Consider the following 20,402-nt stretch of genomic DNA (forward strand, 5'->3'; position numbering starts at 1 on the left):
TGAATGGCTATTGGTTATACCCGCAATGCTTTTTCAACGCAATGCGCAGCCGGCGATCGCCGCGTAAAAAAATCGTTAAGCCGGATCTATATGCAAATGATAATTATTATCTATAATGTCGCCATTTTCGATAATGGGGCAACATGATGAGATACCTGATTTTATTGGCGGCGTTGGCGCTCGGTGCCTGCAGCCAAACGCCGGTGAAGGCGCCGGCCAGCGACGTCGCGAGTTTGGGGAGTATCACCGATCTGCACAGCGGCGCGACCCTGACGCCGGAGCAGCTGTTGACGCGACTGGCGCAGCAGCCGCGGGTGATCCTGGGGGAGAAGCATGACAATCCTTACCACCATCAGATTGAGGAATGGCTGGTGCAGCAGTTACCGCTGCGGCGGCCGCAGGGCAGCGTGCTGATGGAGATGATCAACCCGAACCAGCAGGCGCAGGTCGACAAGGTGAAGCAGTGGTTGCAGAGCGATCCGACGGTGCGCGACGGCCGCGTAGCGGAGCTGATCGCCTGGCAGCCGGGCTGGAAGTGGGCGCTGTATGGCGGGGTGACGATGGCGGCGATGCGCGCGCCTTACCCGCTGTGGTCGGCCAATCTGGATCGCAGCGAGATTACGGCGTTCTATCAGCAGCCGCAATTCCCGGCGGGGCAACTATCGGCGCAGCCGGCGGTGCGCAAGGCGCTGGAAGAGACCATCCGCACTTCGCACGGCGGCAAGATTGAGGCCGACCAGCTGCATGCGATGCTGGCGATCCAGCAGCAGCGCGACCGGCGCATGGCGGAACGTCTGCTGGCGGCGCCCACGCCCGCGCTGCTGATCGCCGGCGGCTATCACGCCGCCAAATCGGTGGGGGTGCCGCTGCACGTGCGGGATCTGCAACCGGCGGCGGCGCCGACGGTGCTGATGCTGGCGGAGCAGGGCGTACAGGTCGATGCGAACACCGCAGACTACCTGTGGCTCACACCATCAGTGAAATGAATACGTTAAGACAGTGAAAAGGGGTGTTAATTATATTTGCAAATGATTATCATTAGTAAATGTGATCTGCAATCATTCGCAATTAAGCAAAGCTAATGCCCCTATGTTAAGTCAGTCTTACTCCCTCCCGGCCTTTGAACTGCCGCAGCCGCGCTGGGCGCGCGGCCTGCTGCTCGCTCTGGCGGCGCACGCGGCGTTGGTGCTGTTGTTTTACTGGCCGCAGACGGCGCTGGAGCCGGTGGTGTTGCCACCGCCGGCGGTGATGATGAGCTGGGCGGCGCAGATTGAAGCGCCGGAAAGCAAGCCGCTGCCGCTGGGCGTGCAGCAGGCGGAGTCCGCCGCGGCGCAGCCGGCGGAGCAGCAGCAACAGCCGGATCTGCCCAAGCTGGCGCGCGCCGAGAAAGCGAAAATCGTGACGGCGCAGAAGAAGCGCGCCGAACACCGACCCCCGCAAAAATCGCAGCCGAAGCCGCAGGAACAGGCCAAAGAGACGCGCAATGCCGCCGCGTCCAGCGCCGCCGCGCCGCAGGCGCAGACGCTCTCCCACCAGACCGCCGCACCGATCAACAGCGACGCCAACAGCAACGTGCAGGCCAAACTGTCGTGGGAGAGCCTGGTGAAAGGCAAACTGAACCGCATCAAGGATTACCCTTTGGATGCCCGCAGCCGCCGGCGCAGCGGCATGCCGCAGGTCAGCTTCAGCGTTGACGCGCAGGGACGGGTCTCGAACGTCATGCTGCAGGTGCGTTCCGGCACCGCGTCGCTGGATCGGGAAGCGGTGGCGGTGGTATCGCGCGCCCAGCCGTTGCCGCCGCCGCCGCCGGAGATGCTGCAGCAGGGGGCCGTCAAGGTGACGATGCCGATCGATTTCAATCTGGCGGAGCTGAACGCCCGCCGTTAATGCCCGCAGGCGCCGCATCGCCGTCGTGCGCCTCTTCAAACTTCGTGAGGGATTATGAATCCGCTGTTATTCACCCCGCGCCGTCGCATCGCGGCCGCGCTCTGGCTTTCTTTAGGCATCGCTGGCGCCGCGCTGGCGCAACCGCAGCCGCCGTTGGCGGAACGCGCGCCGAAAGCGCTGACGGCGCACGGCGAGACGCGCACCGACGATTACTACTGGCTGCGCGACGACAGCCGAAAAGAGCCGAAGGTGCTGGACTACCTGAAGGCGGAGAACCGCTATACCGAGCAGATGATGGCGCCGTACCAGAAGCTGCGCGCCACGCTGTATCAGGAGATGTTGGGCCGCATGAACCCTGACGATCGTTCGGTGCCGTATCAGCTCAACGGCTATCGCTATCAGGAAAGCTACGCCGCCGGTAAAGATTTCGCGCTGTATCAGCGCCAGGCGCTCACCGCCGACGCGCCGTGGCAAACCTTGCTGGACGCCAATCAGCGCGCGGCCGGCCACGCCTACTATCGCCTGGGGGCGATGGACGTCAGCCAGGACAACCGCCGCCTGGCGGTGGCCGAAGATCTGCAGGGCCGCCGCCAATACCGCATCTCCCTGCGCGAGATAGGCAGCGAACGCTGGTCGCCGGAAACGCTGGAAAACACCTCCGGCAACATGGTGTGGGCCAACGACAACCAAACCCTGTTCTACGTGCGCAACCACCCACAAACGCTGTTGCCGTACCAGGTCTATCGCCATCAGTACGGGACACCGACGGCGGAAGATAAGCTGGTGTACCAGGAAAACGACCCGGCGTTCTACCTCAGCCTTGGCCGCTCGTCCTCGCGTGATTATCTGATTCTGACCATCAGCGGTAACACCACCTCCGAGGTGCGCCTGATCGACGCTAACCAGCCGCAGCGCGAGCCGCAGCTGTTTGCCGCCCGGCAGAACGGCCGCGAGTACTATCTCGATCACTACCGCGGCGAGTTCTATCTGCGTTCCAACCATCAGGATCCGAACTTTGGCCTGTACCGCACGGCGGCGGCGGGCAAACCCTGGCAGACGCTGATCGCACCGCAGGCGCAGCACGAGGTGGAGAACTTCAGCCTGTTCCGCGACTGGCTGGTGGTGCAGGAGCGCGCCAACGGGCTGGTGCAGCTGCGGCAAATCAGCTGGGACGGCAAAACTGAGCGCGCCATCCCGTTCGACGACGCCAGCTACATGGCCTGGCTGGGTTATAACCCGGAGCCGGACAGCGATCGGTTGCGCTACGGCTATTCGGCGATGACCACGCCGACCCGCACCTATGAGTGGGATCTGAACAAGGGCGAGCGCACCTTGCTGAAGCAGCAGGAAGTGAAAGGCGTCGATCCCAGCTTGTATCACAGCGAGCGCATCTGGGTCACGGCGCGCGACGGCGTGAAGGTGCCGGTCTCGCTGGTGTACCGCACATCGCTGTTCAAAAACGGGCATAACCCGCTGCTGGTGTACGGCTACGGCGCTTACGGCATGAGCATGGATCCGGCGTTCAGCGCCAACCGCATCAGCCTGCTGGATCGCGGCTTCGTCTATGCGCTGATCCACGTGCGCGGCGGCGGCGAGCTGGGGCAGAGCTGGTACAAACAGGGCAAGCTGACGCACAAACCGAACAGCTTCAACGACTTCATCGACGCCACCCAGGCGCTGATCAAAGACGGCTACGGCCAACCGGGGCGCATCTACGCCATGGGCGGCAGCGCCGGCGGCTTGCTGATGGGAGCGGTGATCAATCAGGCGCCGCAGCTGTACAACGCAGTAGTGGCGCAGGTGCCGTTCGTCGACGTGGTGACCACCATGCTGGACGACAGCATTCCACTCACCACCGGCGAATACGAGGAGTGGGGCAACCCGCACCAGCTGGCCGCCTATGCGCTGATGAAGTCCTACAGCCCGTACGACAACGTGCGCAAGCAGCGTTACCCGAACCTGCTGGTTACCAGCGGCTTGTACGACTCGCAGGTGCAGTATTGGGAACCGGCCAAATGGGTGGCGAAGCTGCGGCGCTTCAAGCAGGGTGATTCGCTGCTGCTGCTCTCCACCGACATGACCGCCGGCCACGGCGGCAAGTCGGGCCGCCTGGCGCGGCTGGAAAACGGCGCGCTGGAGTACGCCTTTATTCTGGCGGCGGATCGGCAGGCGCAGAAATAACCTTCAGCGCCGCGGCACGCTGCGGCGCAATAAAACAATAACAATCTTTTACCGCGCGTTTCGGCGGGCTTTTTGCTGGGCATTGTCGGCCATCAAACCTTATTGGCTATTTCTGGGGATATATGAAAATCAAAATGATAGCGAGCCTGATCGGCGCGGGACTGGCGCTGTACGGGCAGGCTGCGGCCGCGCAGGAACAGGCGGAAAATAATAAAGGCAGCGTGGCGTTCAGCCCGCTCAACGTCTCGGCCGCCGACAGCGGCAAAAGCAGCGAAAAAGACGCGTTGGCCCGGCCGGGCGCGTTCAGCTCGCGCGATGAAAACAAGAATCTGGAGTCAGTGGACAGCATTCTGCGCAGTATGCCGGGCACCTATACCCAGATCGATCCCGGCCAGGGATCGGTCAGCGTCAATATTCGCGGCCTGAGCGGTTTTGGCCGGGTCAATACTATGGTCGACGGCATCACGCAAAACTACTACGGCAACTCGCCGAACGACGCGGCGCACGGGGGATTGCCCACCAGCCAGTTCGGGGCGCTGATCGATCCTAACTTTATCGTCGGCGTCGATGTGGCGCGCGGCAACGCGACCGGTTCCGATGGGGTGAACGCGCTGGCGGGCAGCGCTAACTTCCGCACTATCGGCGTGGATGACGTAGTGTTTTCCGATAACCCGTTCGGCGTGCGCACCAAATTCTCGGTGGGCAATAACGGCATCGGCCGCAGCGGCATGATCGCCGTCGGTGCCAAAACCGCCGCCTTTGCCGACGGCGGCAGCCTGGGGGCGATGGCAGCGATCAGCGGCAGTTCCATCACCTCCAACTACAAAAACGGCGCCGGTTTCGACAGCGAGATGTTCAACGTCGATAAAACCTACCGCCAGAACCCGAAATCCCAGCTGTTCAAGGTGGACATCAAGCCGGATGCCTTTAACAGCATCGAACTGTCGGCGCGCAGCTACCAGAATAAAATCACCCGCCGCCACATCGACAGCGATGATTTCTACCTTAAATACCACTACGCGCCGTTCTCGGAACTGATCGATTTCAACCTGACCGCCAGCACCAGCCGCGGCAAGCAGCAATTTATGTCCGACAACATGGCGGGATTCAGCGACAGCACGGCGAAAAACATCTCCGATGCGCTGGATATCAACAACACCAGCCGTTTCAGCCTGCAGGATGTCGATTTCGCCTTCAGCTACGGCGGCAAGCTGGTGCGCAATGAGTATAAGAAAAAGGCCTCCGGTTTGGTGACGGATGACAATCAGGCGGAAAGTTCGTCGGTGGGGATGTCGGGCAAGCAGGATATTTCCAGCCTGTACAGCGGCCTGCAGGCCAACTACGGCATCTGGCAGGGTAATTTCGATCTGAACTACACCGCTTATCGCCTCTCAGGCTATAAGCCGGCCTGTGACGAGCGCGTAGAGTGCTTCCCGCAGGGCGCCGGCAATATCAACCGCAACGAACACGGCTTCAACCCGTCGGTCATGCTGTCGGCGCAGGTGACGCCGTGGCTGCAGCCGTTCGTCAGCTACAGCAAGTCGATGCGCGGGCCGAATATCCAGGAGGTGTTCTTCGCCAACAGCGGCGGTCAGTCGATGAACCCATTCCTAAAGGGCGAAAAAGCGGAGACCTGGCAGGGCGGGTTCAACGCCAATGCCCACGATCTGTTGTTCAAGCAGGACAGCTTCCAACTGAAAGCGGTCTATTTCGAAACCAGGATCAAAAACTACATTTCCAGCCAATCCTACCTGGTGTGTAAAAACCGCCAGAAGTGCAACCGTTCGCAGGCGACGCAGGAAGAGTGGGATGACGCGGACGTCAACGTCAGCATGACCATGTACAGCAACGCCCCTGAACCGGTCAAAATGCGCGGGGTGGAGATCGAAGCGCTGTACGACGCCGGTTTCGCCTTCACCAAGCTGTCGTTAAGCAAGGAGCATACCTCCCAGCCGACCAACCAGGCCAGCAACGAATTCGGCGCGGGCGATGTCAGCGAACTGCCGGAGTTCTACTTCACGCTGGACAGCGGGGTGCGCCTGCTGGACGAGACGTTGACGCTGGGCGGGGTGGTGAAATACACCGGCAAAGCGGTGCGCCTGTCGCCTGATTCCATTCGCGATGAAAACGAACAGTTGATGAAGGAGCCGGCGCCGCATATTCCGACCATTATCGATCTGTACGGCACCTATCAGGTAAATCGTAATCTGTTGCTGAAGCTCAGCGTGCAAAACCTGATGGACAAAGACTACTCGGACGCGCTGAACAAGATGAACTCGCTGCCTTCGCAGTCGCAGGACTTCACGCCGACCAACACCGCCCGTGGGCGGACTTATATCTTCGGCGGGGAGGTACGCTTCTAAACCGCAGCAGAGCAGGGCGCAGTCACTGCGCCCGTTTCGCCTGCAGCAGCCATTTATCCAGCTCGTTGGCGAACTGCTGGCGGTCGCGCTGGTTCAGGGCGTTCGGGCCGCCGGTCTGAATGCCGCTGGCGCGCAGGGTATCCATAAAATCGCGCATGTTGAGGCGCTCGCGGATGGTGTCCGGCGTATAGCGTTCGCCGCGCGGGTTCAGCGCTACCGCACCTTTCTCTATCACCTCCGCCGCCAGCGGGATATCGGCGGTGATCACCAGATCGCCCGCTTCGCAGCGGCGCACAATCTCGTTGTCGGCCACGTCGAAGCCGGCCGCCACCTGCAGCGAACGAATGTACTTCGAGGGCGGCGTGCGCAATGGCTGATTCGCCACCAGCGTCACGGTGATGGCGGTACGATCGGCGGCGCGGAACAACACCTCTTTGATCACGTTCGGACAGGCGTCCGCATCGACCCAAATCTGCATCATTTCGCCTCCTGCAGCCAGTCGCGCACCGGCAGGAAATCGCGCGCCAGCGCCGCTTCCGGGCTGTCGCCTTCCGGCTGGTAGTTATATTCCCAACGCACCAGCGGCGGCATCGACATCAGAATGGACTCGGTGCGCCCGCCGGTTTGCAGCCCGAACAGCGTGCCGCGATCCCACACCAGGTTGAACTCCACATAGCGGCCGCGGCGGTACAGCTGGAACTGGCGCTCGCGCTCGCCCCAGCTCAAGGCCTTGCGTTTTTCGACGATCGGCAGATAGGCGTCGAGGAAGCCCTGGCCCACCGCGCGGGTGAAGGCGAAGCAGTGGTCGAAGTCCGGGGTGTTCAGATCGTCGTAGAACAGGCCGCCGATGCCGCGTGCTTCGTTACGATGCTTGATGAAGAAGTAATCGTCGCACCACTGTTTGTATTTCGGGTAGACCTCGTCGCCGAACGGCGCACACAGGTCGGCCGCGGTGCGGTGCCAGTGCACGGCATCCTCTGCGAAGCCGTAGAACGGCGTCAGATCAAAGCCGCCGCCGAACCACCACACCGGCGCTTCGCCCGGTTTTTCGGCGATGAAGAAACGCACGTTAGCGTGGCTGGTAGGCACGTAGGGGCTGAGCGGGTGGATAACCAATGAGACGCCCATCGCCTGGAAGCTGCGCCCAGCCAGTTCCGGACGGTGCGCGGTCGCCGAGGCCGGCAAGGTGGCGCCGGAGACGTGCGAGAAGTTGACCCCCGCCTGTTCGAACACCGCGCCGTTGGTCAGCACGCGGCTGCGGCCACCGCCGCCTTCTTCACGCGTCCATTGGTCTTCGGTGAACACGGCGCCGCCGTCGGCCTGGGCGAGCTGCGCGCAGATGTGATCCTGCAGCGCCAGCAGGAAGGATTTTACTTCAGCGATGTTAGGTAAACTCATGCGGGGTCTTTATAGCGTCTGGCTGAACAAGGCGCTGAGTATACTCTTATTCGCCGCCCGCGGCATCAGCGGGGTTTGCGCTGGTGGGCGTCGAAGTAGTCGAAGAAGTTAACGATGCCGTCCGCGATGGCGCGGGCTATTTTCTCGCGAAACGCGGTGGTGCCCAGCAGCCGCTCTTCGTTCGGGTTGGTGATGAACGAGGTTTCCACCAGCACCGAGGGAATGGACGGGGATTTCAACACCGCGAACGCCGCCTGTTCGGTGCTGTCGCTGTGCAGGTGGTGTACCGGGCGAATTTGGCCGAGCACGTGGCGGCCGAGCGTCAGGCTGTTGTTGATGGTGTCGGTTTGCACCAGATCGAACAGCACCTGTTGCAGGTAGTTGTCCTGATCTTTGTACTTGCCGCCTGCCACGTCGTCGGCGGCGTTTTCACGGTTGGACAGGTAGCGCGCCATGGCGCTGCTGGCGCCGCGGTTGGACAGGGCGAACACCGAAGCGCCGGAGGCCGATGGGCTGGTAAAGCCGTCGGCGTGGATCGAAATGAACAGGTCGGCCTGGTGCTGGTGGGCGATCTCCACCCGCTGGAACAGCGGAATGAACTCGTCTTCTTCGCGCGTCAGGCGCGCCTCGACGTGGTCGTGCTCATGCAGAAAACGGCGTACGTGGTTGGCGATTTCCAGCACGATGTGTTTTTCCTGCGAGCCTTCGTGGCCGACCGCGCCGGAGTCGATGCCGCCGTGGCCGGGATCGATCATCACCCGTTTTTTGCCGCCGGCCGGTTTCGCCGCCGGCTTGCTGTGCTGATTGCGCAGCAGGCCTTCCGCCCTGGCGCTGTGGTTTTTCACGCCGAACAGCGCCACCGCCAGGCCGGAAAGCAAAAGTTGGCGTCGCGTCGGGGAAACGGCAAGCGGCTTAAAATTGAGGAATTGTTTACCCTGCTTTTTCATTACGCAACGCTCCATCGACGATTCTATTTTGCGACGTTATATCGTATTAATAATCATTAATCGACCCGATAACTATTTCCATTTATTACGCCTGTTACCGCGATTTCCGGGCAAATAGCGCGGTAAATCGCAGTTTGATATTGCGTAAGTGAATAATCACGCGATAATCAGATAAACACCTTAATTAACAGCGGCCAACATCGATGGAAATTCGCGTATTTCGACAAGACGACTTTGAAGAGGTCATTACCCTGTGGGAGCGCTGCGATCTGCTGCGGCCCTGGAACGATCCGGAAATGGACATCGAGCGCAAGCTGAACCACGATCCGGAGCTGTTCCTGGTGGCGGAAGTCGGCGGCGAAGTGGTCGGTTCGGTGATGGGCGGCTATGACGGCCACCGCGGCTCGGCGTATTACCTCGGGGTACATCCCGACTATCGCGGGCGCGGCATCGCCAATGCGTTGATCAACCGTCTGGAGAAGAAGTTGATCGCCCGCGGCTGCCCGAAAATCCAGATTATGGTGCGCGAAGACAACGACACGGTGGTCGAGATGTACGAGAAGCTCGGCTATGAGATCCAGGGCATCACCAGCCTGGGCAAGCGGCTGATCGAAGATCAGGAATATTGATCGAGCGGCGGGCGGCGGCGTTGCACCGCCCGCCGCAGTGCATTACGGCAGCTTTTTGACGGTTTTCACGTCCACTTCGACGCTGCTCCAGTCTTTATCCACTTTGCCTTCCAACTGTACCTTGTCTTTCGGCGTCACGGTTTGGCCGTTCCAGCGTTTGCGGTCGATATCGACCGTCAAGGTGCCGGTGGCGTCGCGGAAGGTATAGGTTTCGTCGCCGATGCGCTGCTCGATGTTGCCCTGCAGCATCACCCAGGTGTCGTCGCTCAGCGATTTCACCTTGTCCACGGTGGTCAGCGCCGCGCTGGGGCCGGAGAAACCGCCTTGTGCGGTGGTTTGCGTTTGAGCCTGCGGCGCGGCCGGATCGAGGAACCCGCCTTGTTGCGCCAGTACCGGTGCGCTGCACAGCGCGATCAGAGCGGCCAGAGTCAGTTTTTTCATGTTGCGCTTCCTTATCGTTATCGAAAATTACATCCCGCTGATATCGGGTTGCTTGCTGAGTGATAAGCATTAAAACACGCCGATCTTAAGAGCTTCTTAAGCCGACGCATTGAAATTCCCATCGCCGGCGCCCATCTGTAGCCATAGTCTTTATTCTGTTGGCAAGGAACGATCGTTGAAGCCATTCTCACCCCAGTTTTCCCCGGATGATTACGACCAGCACGGCGCGCTGCGGCTGCCGCTGGGATTTTGGGCCGTGCTGATTCTGCAGGCGCGCACCTGGCTGCTGTTCGTGATGGCCGGCGCTTCGCGTGAGCAGGGCGAAAGCTTGCTGGCGCTGTTTTATCCGGATACCCAACGCTTTTGGTACGGCATGCTGCTCGGTCTGCCAGCGGCGCTGGCGTTTTTGCTGAGCGGCCGCCGCCACCAATGGCCGCGGCTGTGGCACGGCTGGCGCTGGGGGCTGGTTGTCTCCGTGCTGGCGTCGCTCGGCGGCTCGCTGTTCAGCCTGTGGCGCCAGGACGGCGATGCGCCGGGGCTGGAGCTGGCGTTGGCGCTGCTCGATGCGCTGGCGCTGAGCTATCTGCTGTTGAATGCGCGCCTGAAAGCCTGCTTTACGCCGGCGGAGCACGCCGACTAATTGCCGAGAAGTGCGGCACTTTTCGCATTTTCCGTACTCCAAGCTGGCAACCGTTGGCGTAGTGCGGGCCGTTGTGAGAGGCTGGCACGCAGCAAAACGCCGAGTGCGGCAAGGGCGGGCTACCGCCCCGCGCCATTGATGTTTAAGGAGCTAGAGATGAATATTCGCCCCCTGTTGTTAGGGCTTCCGCTGTTACTGACCGGCTGTTCGAGCATGTCCAATTTCTCCTGGTCCAGCCTGTCGCCGTTCAACTGGTTCGGCAGCAGCCTGGAGGTCGGCGCCAAGGGCGTCGGCAAGCTCAACGCCGGCACGCCGATGTCGGAAAGCGCCATCAACGACGGGCTGGACGGCAACTACCGCCTGCGCGGCGGCATGGCGACCAGCAACGGTCAGATCGTCTCTTATTATCAGGCGCTGTCCGGCGACGAGGTGAAGCTGGTGATCACCGGTGAACCGAAAGGGCGCCTACAGCGGGTGGACGTGCTGGATCCGAAAGTGGCGACGGAGTGGGGCAACAAGCTCGGCACGCCGTTCGGCGATATGTACAGCAAGGCGTTCGGCTCCTGTAAACCGGGCAGCGGCGAAGACGCCGGCAAAGTGGAGTGCGTGGCGGAGCAGAGCAAGTACGTTACCTACATCTTCAGCGGCAAATGGGCCGGGGCGCAGGACATCATCCCGCCGGACGACACCCTGAAAAGCTGGACGGTCAGCAAAATCATCTGGCACGCCAAGCCGCAGCAGTAATATGTTCAACGGGCGCCGGTTCACGGCGCCTGCCTTTTCAAGCCATTACCCCTATTTTCTTTGCGCTGCTGCAAGGCAATCGCCCGTGCTTGCGGTATGATAGCGCGCGTTTGTAACAGGGAACCCGCGCGTCAACCGCCATACCTTACCTGTTGCCGGATTCTGGTATTGAGGATAACAACATGACACAGGTTCAGAGCGGCATTCTGCTGGAGCACTGCCGTTTCGCCATTTTTATGGAAGCCAGCGTACAGGGCGAATTCGCCGACTTGCGCCAGGGCTGCAAGCAGTTTTGTCAGACGCTGAGCGAGCTGCAGCAGCAGTTTCCCGATGCGCGCCTCGGCGCGGTGATCGCTTTCGGCTACGACGTCTGGCACGACCTCTCCAGCGGCCAGGGCGCGCAAGAGCTGAAGCCGTTCACGCCGCTCGGCAAAGGGCTGGCGCCGGCCACCCAGCGCGACATGCTGATCCACATCCAGTCGCTGCGCCACGACGTCAATTTCACGCTGGCGCAGGCCGCGCTGGCGGCGTTCGGCAACGTCATCAAGATTGAAGAAGAAACCCACGGTTTCCGCTGGGTGGAAGAGCGCGATCTGAGCGGCTTCATCGACGGCACCGAAAACCCGCAGGGCGAGCAGCGCGCGGCAGTGGCGACGATCGCCGAAGGCGAAGAGGACGCAGGCGGCAGCTACGTGCTGGTGCAACGTTACGAGCACAACCTGCGCCAGTGGCAGCGCTTTACCACCGAACAGCAGGAGCAGATCATTGGCCGCACCAAGCACGACAGCGAAGAGCTGCCGGCCGATCAGCGCCCGGATACCTCGCACGTCAGCCGCGTCGATCTGAAAGAGGATGGCAAAGGCCTGAAAATTCTGCGCCAGAGCCTGCCTTACGGCACCGCCAGCGGCAAACACGGCCTGTTCTTCATCGCGTATTGCGCGCGCCTGCACAATATCGAGCAGCAGCTGCTGAGCATGTTCGGCGATCTGGACGGCAAACGCGACGCGATGCTGCGTTTCAGCCGCGCGGTCACCGGCAGCTACTACTTTGCGCCATCGCTGACGCGCCTGCTGTCACTTTGACGCCGTTGCCGAAGCCGGCACGCCCGGCTTCGGCCCGTTTTCCCGCCCCGAAAACGCCATGTGCCCCCTGCCTTATAGCGTTTGATGCTTGTAAATCACTAAACGGTATATAAAAGCGTTACAGCTCCGCACCGAGTTATAAATACACTGGTCGTCAATAAGGCGAAAGCCTGAAGGAATGACTCAGTGATAAGGTGCAGAATGAAACAAAACCGGGTTAAAAATCTCGTGCTGAAAGGTTGGCTGGCGGCTGCGCTGTTGGCGAGCGGCGCCGCGTCGGCGACGGAATTGCTGAACAGCTCTTATGACGTTTCCCGTGAATTGTTCGTCGCGCTGAATCCCGGCTTTGAACAGCAGTGGAATCAACAGCATCCGAACGACAAGCTGACCATCAAACAATCGCATGCCGGCTCGTCGAAGCAGGCGCTGGCGATCCTGCAGGGTTTGCGCGCCGACGTGGTGACGTACAACCAGGTCACCGACGTGCAGATCCTGCACGATCGCGGGCAGCTGATCCCAGCGGACTGGCAGGCGCGCCTGCCAAACAACAGCTCGCCGTTCTATTCCACCATGGCGTTTCTGGTGCGCAAGGACAACCCGAAGGGCATCCACACCTGGAACGATCTGGTGCGCGACGACGTGAAGCTGGTGTTCCCGAACCCGAAAACCTCCGGCAACGGCCGTTACACCTATCTGGCCGCCTGGGGCGCCGCCAGCCAGGCCGACGGCAACGACGCGGCCAAGACCCGCGCCTTCATGACCCGCTTCCTGAAAAACGTGCTGGTGTTCGATACCGGCGGCCGCGGCGCGACCACCACCTTCGTCGAACGCGGCTTGGGCGACGTGCTGATCAGCTTCGAGTCCGAAGTGAACAACATCCGTAAGCAATACGGTGAAGACAAGTACGAAGTGATCGTGCCGCCGGTCGATATTCTGGCGGAATTCCCGGTGGCCTGGGTCGACAAAAACGTCGAGCGTAACGGCACCGAACAGGCGGCCAAAGCTTATCTGAACTATCTCTACAGCCCGGCGGCGCAGCAGGTGATCACCAGCTTCTACTACCGCGTGTATGACCAGAAAGCGATGACTGCCGCGAAGGGGCAATTTCCGGACACCCAACTGTTCCGCGTGGAAGATCAATTCGGCGGCTGGCCGCAGGTGATGAAAACCCACTTCGCCACCGGCGGCGAGCTGGATCAGCTGTTAGCGGCAGGGCGCAAGTAAATGTTGGCGTTGTCGTCCAGTAAGCGGGTGCTGCCCGGATTTGGCCTCAGCCTCGGCAGCAGCCTGTTTTATACCTGTTTGATCCTGCTGCTGCCGCTCACCGCGTTGGTGATGCAGCTGGCGCAGATGAGCCTGGCGCAATACTGGGAAGTGATTTCCAACCCGCAGGTGGTGGCGGCGTATAAAGTGACGCTGCTGGCGGCCGGCGTCGCCAGCCTGTTCAATGCGGTGTTCGGTATGCTGATGGCCTGGATCCTGACGCGCTACCGTTTTCCCGGCCGCTCGCTGCTGGATGGCCTGATCGATCTGCCGTTCGCGCTGCCGACCGCGGTGGCCGGCCTGACGCTGGCCGGCCTGTTTTCCACCACCGGCTGGTATGGTCAGTGGCTGGCGCACTTCGATATCAAGGTTACCTTTACCTGGCTTGGGATCGCGGTAGCGATGGCGTTCACCAGCCTGCCGTTTGTGGTGCGCACCGTGCAGCCGGTTCTGGAAGAGCTGGGGCCGGAATACGAAGAGGCGGCCGAGACGCTGGGCGCCACGCGCTGGCAGAGCTTCCGCCGCGTGGTGCTGCCCGAGGTGGCGCCGGCATTGTTGGCCGGCACCGCCATCTCCTTTACTCGCAGCCTGGGCGAGTTCGGCGCGGTGATTTTCATCGCCGGCAACATCGCCTGGAAGACGGAAGTGACCTCGCTGATGATTTTTGTGCGTTTGCAGGAGTTCGATTACCCGGCGGCCAGCGCCATCGCCTCGGTGATCCTGGCGGCGTCGCTGCTGCTGCTGTTTAGCATTAACGTATTGCAAAGCCGCTTCGGCAGACGCTTGGGAGGAGGGCACTGATGGCTGATGTTTCCGCCTTCAACGGCGCCGAGCGCCCGCGCGTCAACTGGGGCAAGTGGACGCTGATCGCCATCGGCGCGCTGTTCTCGGTGCTGCTGCTGGTAGTGCCGATGATGTCGATTTTCGCCGAGGCCTTTTCCAAAGGATTCGGCGCGATGTGGAGCAACTTGCTCGATCCGGACATGCTGCACGCCATTTGGCTGACGGTCTTGATCGCGCTGATCACCGTGCCGTTCAACCTGGTGTTCGGCACGTTGCTGGCGTGGCTGGTGACGCGCTTCACCTTCCCCGGCCGCCAGCTGCTGCTGACGCTGATCGATATCCCGTTCGCCGTTTCACCGGTGGTGGCGGGGCTGATTTACTTGCTGTTTTACGGCAGCAACGGCCTGCTGGGCGGCTGGCTGGATGCGCATAACATCCAGATCATGTTCTCCTGGCCAGGCATGGTGCTGGTGACCATTTTCGTCACCTGCCCCTTCGTGGTGCGCGAGCTGGTGCCGATGATGCTCAGCCAGGGCAGCCAGGAAGACGAGGCCGCCATTTTGCTGGGGGCGTCCGGCTGGCAGATGTTCCGCCGCGTGACGCTGCCCAACATTCGCTGGGCGCTACTGTATGGCGTGGTGCTGACCAACGCGCGCGCCATCGGCGAGTTCGGCGCGGTGTCGGTGGTGTCCGGTTCGATTCGCGGCGAAACCTACAGCCTGCCGCTGCAGGTCGAGCTGTTGCAGCAGGATTACAACACCGTCGGCTCCTTTACCGCCGCCGCCCTGTTGACCCTGATGGCGATCGTTACCCTATTTTTGAAGAGCGCGCTGCAGTGGCGTCTGGAACGTCAAAACGCGCGTCTCGAGCGGGAGGAAAATCATGAGCATTGAGATTAACGGCATCAACAAGTACTTCGGTCGCACCAAGGTATTGAACGATATCTCGCTCGATATTGCTTCCGGCGAGATGGTGGCGCTGCTCGGGCCGTCCGGTTCCGGCAAGACCACGCTGCTGCGCATCATCGCCGGGCTGGAAAGTCAGAGCGGCGGCAAGCTGGGCTTCCACGGCACCGACGTCAGCCACATGCACGCGCGCGACAGGCGCGTGGGCTTCGTGTTTCAGCACTATGCGCTGTTCCGCCACATGACGGTGTTCGACAACATCGCTTTCGGCCTGACCGTGCTGCCGCGCCGCGAGCGGCCGAACGCCGCGGCGATCAAACAGAAAGTCACCCAACTGCTGGAGATGGTGCAACTGGGCCACCTGGCCAACCGCTATCCGTCGCAGCTGTCCGGCGGCCAGAAACAGCGTGTGGCGCTGGCGCGTGCCCTGGCGGTGGAACCGCAAATCCTGCTGCTGGACGAACCGTTCGGCGCGCTGGATGCACAGGTGCGCAAAGAGCTGCGCCGTTGGCTGCGTCAGCTGCACGAAGAGCTGAAGTTCACCAGCGTATTCGTTACCCACGATCAGGAAGAGGCGATGGAAGTGGCCGACCGCATCGTGGTGATGAGCCAGGGCAATATCGAACAGGTCGGGTCGCCGGTCGAAATCATGCGCGAACCGGCGAGCCGTTTCGTGCTGGAATTCATGGGGGAAGTGAACCGCCTGAACGGCGAAATTCGCGGCTCTCAGCTGTTCGTCGGCGCGCACCAGTGGCCGCTGTCGTTCCAGCCGATGCACCAGGGCAGCGTCGATCTGTTCCTGCGCCCGTGGGAAATGGAAGTGGCGACCGAAAGCAGCGAGCGCTGCCCGCTGCCGGTTCAGGTGCTGGAAGTCAGCCCGCGCGGCCATTTCTGGCAGTTGACGGTGCAGCCGATCGGCTGGCATCAGGAACCGATAAGCCTAGTGCTGCCGGAGGGCAACGCCACGCCGGTGCGCGGCGGCCGTTACTACGTTGGCAGCCTCAATGCGCGGCTGTATGCCGGCGATCAACTGCTGCAACCTGTTGCGTTAGCCAAAAGCGCCTGATAGGTTTTAGCAGCCCTTTTCTTCAAGGCAACCCCCGGGTTGCCTTTTTACTTTACGCACACCAACACACAGGCAAAGATCGTGACAACGCTCGAACAATGCATCGGGAACACCCCGCTGGTACAACTGCAACGGCTGGCCGCCCAGGCGGGCAGCGAGGTATGGGTCAAACTGGAAGGCAATAACCCGGCGGGATCGGTGAAGGATCGCGCTGCGTTGGCGATGATCCAGCAGGCGGAGCTGCGCGGCGAGATCAAGCCCGGCGACGTGCTGATTGAGGCCACCAGCGGCAACACCGGCATTGCGCTGGCGATGATTGCTGCATTGAAAGGCTATACGCTGAAGCTACTGATGCCGGAGAACATGAGCCTGGAGCGGCAGGCGGCGATGCGCGCCTACGGTGCCGAGCTGATCCTGGTCAGCCGTGAACAGGGAATGGAAGGGGCGCGCGATCTGGCGCTGGAGATGCAGCGCCAGGGGCAGGGTAAGGTGCTGGATCAGTTCAATAATCTCGACAATCCCTATGCCCATTTCACCACCACCGGCCCGGAGATCTGGCGCCAGACCGAAGGGCGCATCACCCACTTCGTTTCCAGCATGGGCACCACCGGCACCATTACCGGCGTGGGCGGTTACCTGAAGAGCCAGAATCCGCAGGTACAGATCATCGGCCTGCAGCCGGCAGAAGGCAGCAGCATCCCCGGCATTCGCCGTTGGGCGCCCGCTTACCTGCCGGGCATTTTCCGCCCGGAGCTGGTGGATCAGGTGCTGGATATCGAGCAGCGCGATGCCGAGCAGACCATGCGCCAGCTGGCGCAGCGTGAAGGCATCTTCTGCGGCGTCAGCTCCGGCGGCGCGGTAGCCGGCGCCCTGCGCGTCGCGGCGGCCCATCCCGGCAGCGTCGTGGTGGCGATCGTCTGCGATCGCGGTGACCGTTACCTCTCCACCGGCGTGTTCGACTGAATGTGCCCTCCCGGCGGTGCGTTCCGCCGGGAAAACCCTTCTCACTTCCCTTTTGACCGACGGTATAGCCGGCCCGCCTGCGCGGTGGCCGGCGCCTGTCGGCATGCCAATACCCTGACAGAAGTAGAGAAATTGCGCGACAGCAGCCACACTAACGATGGCGAGACGCGAACCGCGATGTGTAAGGATTGAGTAAAACCGGCTGCGGGCCGGCGGAATTGGCGGGAAAATAACGAAAATCGGTGAAGGAGCAAGGCATGAAAATTTTACTGGTCGACGATGACCTGGAGCTTGGCACCATGCTGAGCGAATACCTGACGGGCGAAGGCTTCGACGCCACGCTGGTGCTGACCGGCAAGGCGGGGGTAGAGGGCGCGCTGTCGGGCGACTATACCGCGATGATCCTCGACATCATGCTGCCGGACATGAGCGGCATCGACGTGCTGCGCGACGTGCGTAAAAAGAGCCGGCTGCCGATCATCATGCTGACTGCCAAAGGCGACAACATCGATCGGGTGATTGGCCTGGAGATGGGCGCCGACGATTACATGCCCAAACCGTGCTATCCGCGCGAATTGGTGGCGCGTCTGCGTGCGGTGCTGCGCCGTTTCGAAGAGCGGCCGCAAGAGGCGGACGACGAGGCCGCCATCAGCTTCGGCGAGCTGACGCTGAACCCTTCAACCCGCAGCAGCGAATGGTGCGGTAAGGCGTTTGATCTGACCGCTTCGGAGTTCAATCTGTTGGAGCTGTTGCTGCGCGCGCCGGATCGCGTGGTGTCGAAGGACGAGCTGTCCGAGAAGGGGCTGGGGCGCCCGCGTGAGGCCTATGATCGCAGCGTGGACGTGCACATCAGCAATATCCGCCAGAAGCTGAGCGCATTGGCCGGCAGTAAGCTCAGCATTGAGACGGTGCGTAGCATCGGCTATCGCATTCGGTAATCTGACATGCGCGGAAGACTGTTCTGGAAAATTTTGCTCGGCTTTTGGCTGACCTTTCTCATCATGACGCAGGCGCTGTGGGTGGCGTTTTCTCTCTATGGCGATCGCTATGTGCCGCCGGAGAACGCCATGGCGCGGCGGGTCATCGGCCTGCAGCTGACTTCGGCCGCCACCCAGTTGCGCAGCGGCGGCATGCCGGCGCTGGAAGCCTTGATGCGCGACTGGCCCGAGGACGACAGGCGTTTGCTGTCCGTGACGCCAATGACCCAACCACCGCCGCCCACGTCGGAAGAACCGGCATTTGAAGGGCGGCGGATGCCGAAAGAGATCTCTGCCTGGGTGCAGACCGGGGAAGGGCAGGGATACTGGCTGAGTTATAACGTGCGCGGGTTGCGGGAAGAGTATCGGCCGGAGCGGCGCTCCCATTTCTTCAACATTCCTGCGCCGATGCTGTGGGTCGGCGGGCTGGGCGGTTTGCTGTTCAGCGCCGTGCTGGCCTGGAACCTGACCCGGCCGATGCGTCAGCTGCGCGGCGGTCTGGATCGGGTGGCGCAGGGCGATCTGTCGGTGCGGCTGTTCCCGAAGATGCGGCGCCGTCATGACGAGCTGTCCGACGTGGCGCGCGATTTCGACACCATGGCCGAGCGGCTGGAACTGCTGGTCAGCGCCCGCGAGCAGCTGTTGCACGACGTTTCGCACGAGCTGCGTTCGCCGCTGGCGCGCCTGCAGCTGGCGATCGGCCTGGCACGGCAGAATGCCGGCAACGTCGAAACCTCGCTCAAGCGCATCGAACACGAATCGGTGCGGCTGGACAAAATGATCGGCGAGCTGCTGGCGTTGTCGCGAACCGAACACAGCAGCCTGCCGGACGAGGAGTATTTCGATCTGTACGGCCTGGTGGATGCGGTGGTGAGCGATGCGCGCTATGAGGCGCAGGTGCCCGGCGTGGATATCGTGCTGCAGGCCGAGTCGGACGTGGAGTACACCGTCAAGGGCAATGCGGAGCTGATGCGGCGAGCGGTGGACAACATCGTGCGCAATGCGCTGCGCTTTTCCAGCCACGGCCAGCGGGTGACGGTGGCGCTGACGCGCGTCGATAATCAGTTCCAGATCGCGGTCAGCGATCAGGGGCCGGGAGTCGAGGAGGCGAAGCTGTCGAGCATCTTCGATCCGTTCGTGCGCGTGAAGTCGGCGCTGTCGGGCAAGGGCTACGGTCTGGGGCTGGCGATCACCCGCAAGGTGGTACTGGCGCACGGCGGCCAGGTTGAGGCGCGCAACGGCGATAAAGAGGGGCTGGTCATAACCCTGCGCATCCCGCGCTGGCAATAATAGACTATCTTACTTGCCATTTTGAACTAGGGCAGTGCTCGCCTTCGTCACGTACTGCGTGTACGCTCCGAAGGTTGCGCGCTGTCCATGTTCAAACTGCCTGCGCCGATAACGTCTATTATCCGCGGTATACCCAAAGGGTTTCGAATTGCAGCTAGGCGGCAAGCGGGGGAATCCCCGGGAGCTTACTCCAGTAAGTGACCGGGGTGAGCACGTGCGGCCAACAACGCTGCGGTTCGAAAGACGAAGGGGATAAAAAAACGGCGCCGAGGGCGCCGTTTTTCTTGCTCATCCGCGCTTACTTCTTGATGCGGATGATCGGGGTTTCGCCAACGGTCACGCTGCCGGACAGTTTGATCAGCTCTTTGATCTCGTCCATGTTGGAGATAACGACCGGCGTCAGGGTAGACTTGGCTTTCTCTTCCAGCAGTGGCAGGTTGAACTCGATAACCACGTCACCTTTCTTGACGCGCTGACCTTCTTCGGCGATGCGTTTGAAGCCTTCGCCTTTCAGTTCTACGGTATCGATGCCGAAGTGGACGAACAGCTCAATGCCGCTGTCGGATTCGATAGAGAATGCATGGTTGGTTTCGAAAATCTTGCCGATGGTGCCGTCAACCGGAGCAACCATTTTGTTGCCGGCCGGTTTAATAGCGATACCGTCGCCAACGATTTTTTCAGCGAACACTACGTCCGGCACATCTTCGATATTGACGATTTCGCCAGAAAGGGGAGCGACGATCTCGATAGTGCCCGTGTCTTTCTTGTCATCAGAAACCAGAGATTTCAGTTTATCGAACAAACCCATGATCTTCTCCTAAGCATTAAATTGGGCGGCGTTCC

General features: G+C 61.4%; 20 protein-coding genes. 15 read left to right on the plus strand and 5 right to left on the minus strand.

The window, feature by feature from the left end; all coding sequences use genetic code 11:
• Window positions 1–146 precede the first annotated feature (146 nt).
• The 4 genes from ACYF6X_RS02500 to ACYF6X_RS02515 all read left to right on the plus strand — a co-directional run bounded on the left by ACYF6X_RS02500 (window position 147) and on the right by ACYF6X_RS02515 (window position 6,431).
• A complete protein-coding gene (locus ACYF6X_RS02500; protein ID WP_107227556.1) occupies window positions 147–986 on the plus strand; it encodes a ChaN family lipoprotein in 840 nt (279 codons plus the stop codon).
• A gap of 103 nt (window positions 987–1,089) precedes the next feature.
• Window positions 1,090–1,887: an energy transducer TonB family protein gene (locus tag ACYF6X_RS02505; RefSeq protein WP_130017790.1), complete on the plus strand. Its 798-nt coding sequence runs from the start codon at window positions 1,090–1,092 to the stop codon at window positions 1,885–1,887.
• Window positions 1,888–1,941: 54 nt separating this feature from the next.
• A complete protein-coding gene (locus ACYF6X_RS02510; RefSeq protein WP_130017791.1) occupies window positions 1,942–4,068 on the plus strand; it encodes a S9 family peptidase in 2,127 nt (708 codons plus the stop codon).
• A gap of 122 nt (window positions 4,069–4,190) precedes the next feature.
• A complete protein-coding gene (locus ACYF6X_RS02515) occupies window positions 4,191–6,431 on the plus strand; it encodes a TonB-dependent receptor domain-containing protein (RefSeq protein ID WP_130017792.1) in 2,241 nt (746 codons plus the stop codon).
• 22 nt (window positions 6,432–6,453) lie between these two features.
• Here the strand turns inward: ACYF6X_RS02515 and ACYF6X_RS02520 are convergent, their stop codons facing one another.
• From ACYF6X_RS02520 to amiA, 3 genes are all read right to left on the minus strand, one after another.
• Window positions 6,454–6,909, minus strand: coding sequence for a YaiI/YqxD family protein (locus ACYF6X_RS02520; protein ID WP_004936514.1), 456 nt, complete (start codon window positions 6,907–6,909; stop codon window positions 6,454–6,456).
• Entirely contained in the window at window positions 6,909–7,829 is a 921-nt protein-coding gene (gene hemF / locus ACYF6X_RS02525) for an oxygen-dependent coproporphyrinogen oxidase (protein WP_130017793.1), read from the minus strand. The genes ACYF6X_RS02520 and hemF overlap by 1 nt, the downstream gene beginning before the upstream one ends.
• Before the next feature lie 65 nt (window positions 7,830–7,894).
• Window positions 7,895–8,776 (minus strand): N-acetylmuramoyl-L-alanine amidase AmiA, encoded by an 882-nt coding sequence (gene amiA / locus ACYF6X_RS02530; protein WP_107227560.1) that lies wholly within the window; start codon window positions 8,774–8,776, stop codon window positions 7,895–7,897.
• Window positions 8,777–8,979: 203 nt separating this feature from the next.
• Between amiA and ACYF6X_RS02535 the strand changes: the two genes are divergently transcribed.
• The gene (locus ACYF6X_RS02535) at window positions 8,980–9,405 is read left to right on the plus strand and encodes a GNAT family acetyltransferase (RefSeq protein ID WP_004936504.1); all 426 of its coding nucleotides are present in this window, start codon (window positions 8,980–8,982) and stop codon (window positions 9,403–9,405) included.
• A 42-nt stretch (window positions 9,406–9,447) separates the two neighbouring features.
• Here ACYF6X_RS02535 and ACYF6X_RS02540 read toward each other — a convergent pair whose 3' ends face one another.
• Window positions 9,448–9,846: a YgiW/YdeI family stress tolerance OB fold protein gene (locus tag ACYF6X_RS02540; protein ID WP_049213185.1), complete on the minus strand. Its 399-nt coding sequence runs from the start codon at window positions 9,844–9,846 to the stop codon at window positions 9,448–9,450.
• Between the two features lie 175 nt (window positions 9,847–10,021).
• On the opposite strand from ACYF6X_RS02540, the gene ACYF6X_RS02545 reads away from it, so the two are divergent.
• From ACYF6X_RS02545 to ACYF6X_RS02590, 10 genes are all read left to right on the plus strand, one after another.
• Window positions 10,022–10,486, plus strand: a complete 465-nt coding sequence (locus tag ACYF6X_RS02545) for a DUF2919 domain-containing protein (RefSeq protein WP_063988891.1) — start codon at window positions 10,022–10,024, stop codon at window positions 10,484–10,486.
• A 156-nt stretch (window positions 10,487–10,642) separates the two neighbouring features.
• Window positions 10,643–11,230, plus strand: coding sequence for an RpoE-regulated lipoprotein (locus ACYF6X_RS02550; protein WP_063988892.1), 588 nt, complete (start codon window positions 10,643–10,645; stop codon window positions 11,228–11,230).
• A gap of 182 nt (window positions 11,231–11,412) precedes the next feature.
• Window positions 11,413–12,312: a Dyp-type peroxidase gene (locus tag ACYF6X_RS02555; protein WP_063988893.1), complete on the plus strand. Its 900-nt coding sequence runs from the start codon at window positions 11,413–11,415 to the stop codon at window positions 12,310–12,312.
• Between the two features lie 201 nt (window positions 12,313–12,513).
• Window positions 12,514–13,536, plus strand: coding sequence for a sulfate ABC transporter substrate-binding protein (locus ACYF6X_RS02560; protein ID WP_107227561.1), 1,023 nt, complete (start codon window positions 12,514–12,516; stop codon window positions 13,534–13,536).
• Window positions 13,537–14,376, plus strand: coding sequence for a sulfate/thiosulfate ABC transporter permease CysT (gene cysT, locus ACYF6X_RS02565; protein WP_019453852.1), 840 nt, complete (start codon window positions 13,537–13,539; stop codon window positions 14,374–14,376).
• Window positions 14,376–15,251, plus strand: coding sequence for a sulfate/thiosulfate ABC transporter permease CysW (cysW, locus tag ACYF6X_RS02570; protein WP_019453851.1), 876 nt, complete (start codon window positions 14,376–14,378; stop codon window positions 15,249–15,251). Before cysT ends, cysW begins: the two co-directional genes overlap by 1 nt.
• Complete coding sequence (gene cysA / locus ACYF6X_RS02575) at window positions 15,241–16,329, plus strand: sulfate/thiosulfate ABC transporter ATP-binding protein CysA (RefSeq protein WP_063988895.1); 1,089 nt, start codon at window positions 15,241–15,243, stop codon at window positions 16,327–16,329. The genes cysW and cysA overlap by 11 nt, the downstream gene beginning before the upstream one ends.
• 81 nt (window positions 16,330–16,410) lie before the next feature.
• Window positions 16,411–17,292, plus strand: a complete 882-nt coding sequence (gene cysM, locus ACYF6X_RS02580) for a cysteine synthase CysM (RefSeq protein ID WP_033638551.1) — start codon at window positions 16,411–16,413, stop codon at window positions 17,290–17,292.
• 257 nt (window positions 17,293–17,549) lie between these two features.
• Window positions 17,550–18,230 carry a response regulator transcription factor gene (locus ACYF6X_RS02585; RefSeq protein ID WP_130017794.1) on the plus strand — a complete coding sequence of 227 codons (681 nt, stop codon included), beginning with the start codon at window positions 17,550–17,552 and terminating at the stop codon, window positions 18,228–18,230.
• Between the two features lie 6 nt (window positions 18,231–18,236).
• Window positions 18,237–19,559: an ATP-binding protein gene (locus ACYF6X_RS02590; protein ID WP_130017795.1), complete on the plus strand. Its 1,323-nt coding sequence runs from the start codon at window positions 18,237–18,239 to the stop codon at window positions 19,557–19,559.
• 298 nt (window positions 19,560–19,857) lie between these two features.
• Here the strand turns inward: ACYF6X_RS02590 and crr are convergent, their stop codons facing one another.
• Complete coding sequence (gene crr / locus ACYF6X_RS02595) at window positions 19,858–20,367, minus strand: PTS glucose transporter subunit IIA (protein WP_004936467.1); 510 nt, start codon at window positions 20,365–20,367, stop codon at window positions 19,858–19,860.
• Window positions 20,368–20,402: the final 35 nt, after the last annotated feature.

Source organism: Serratia sp. ID 25-353 (assembly GCF_054792795.1).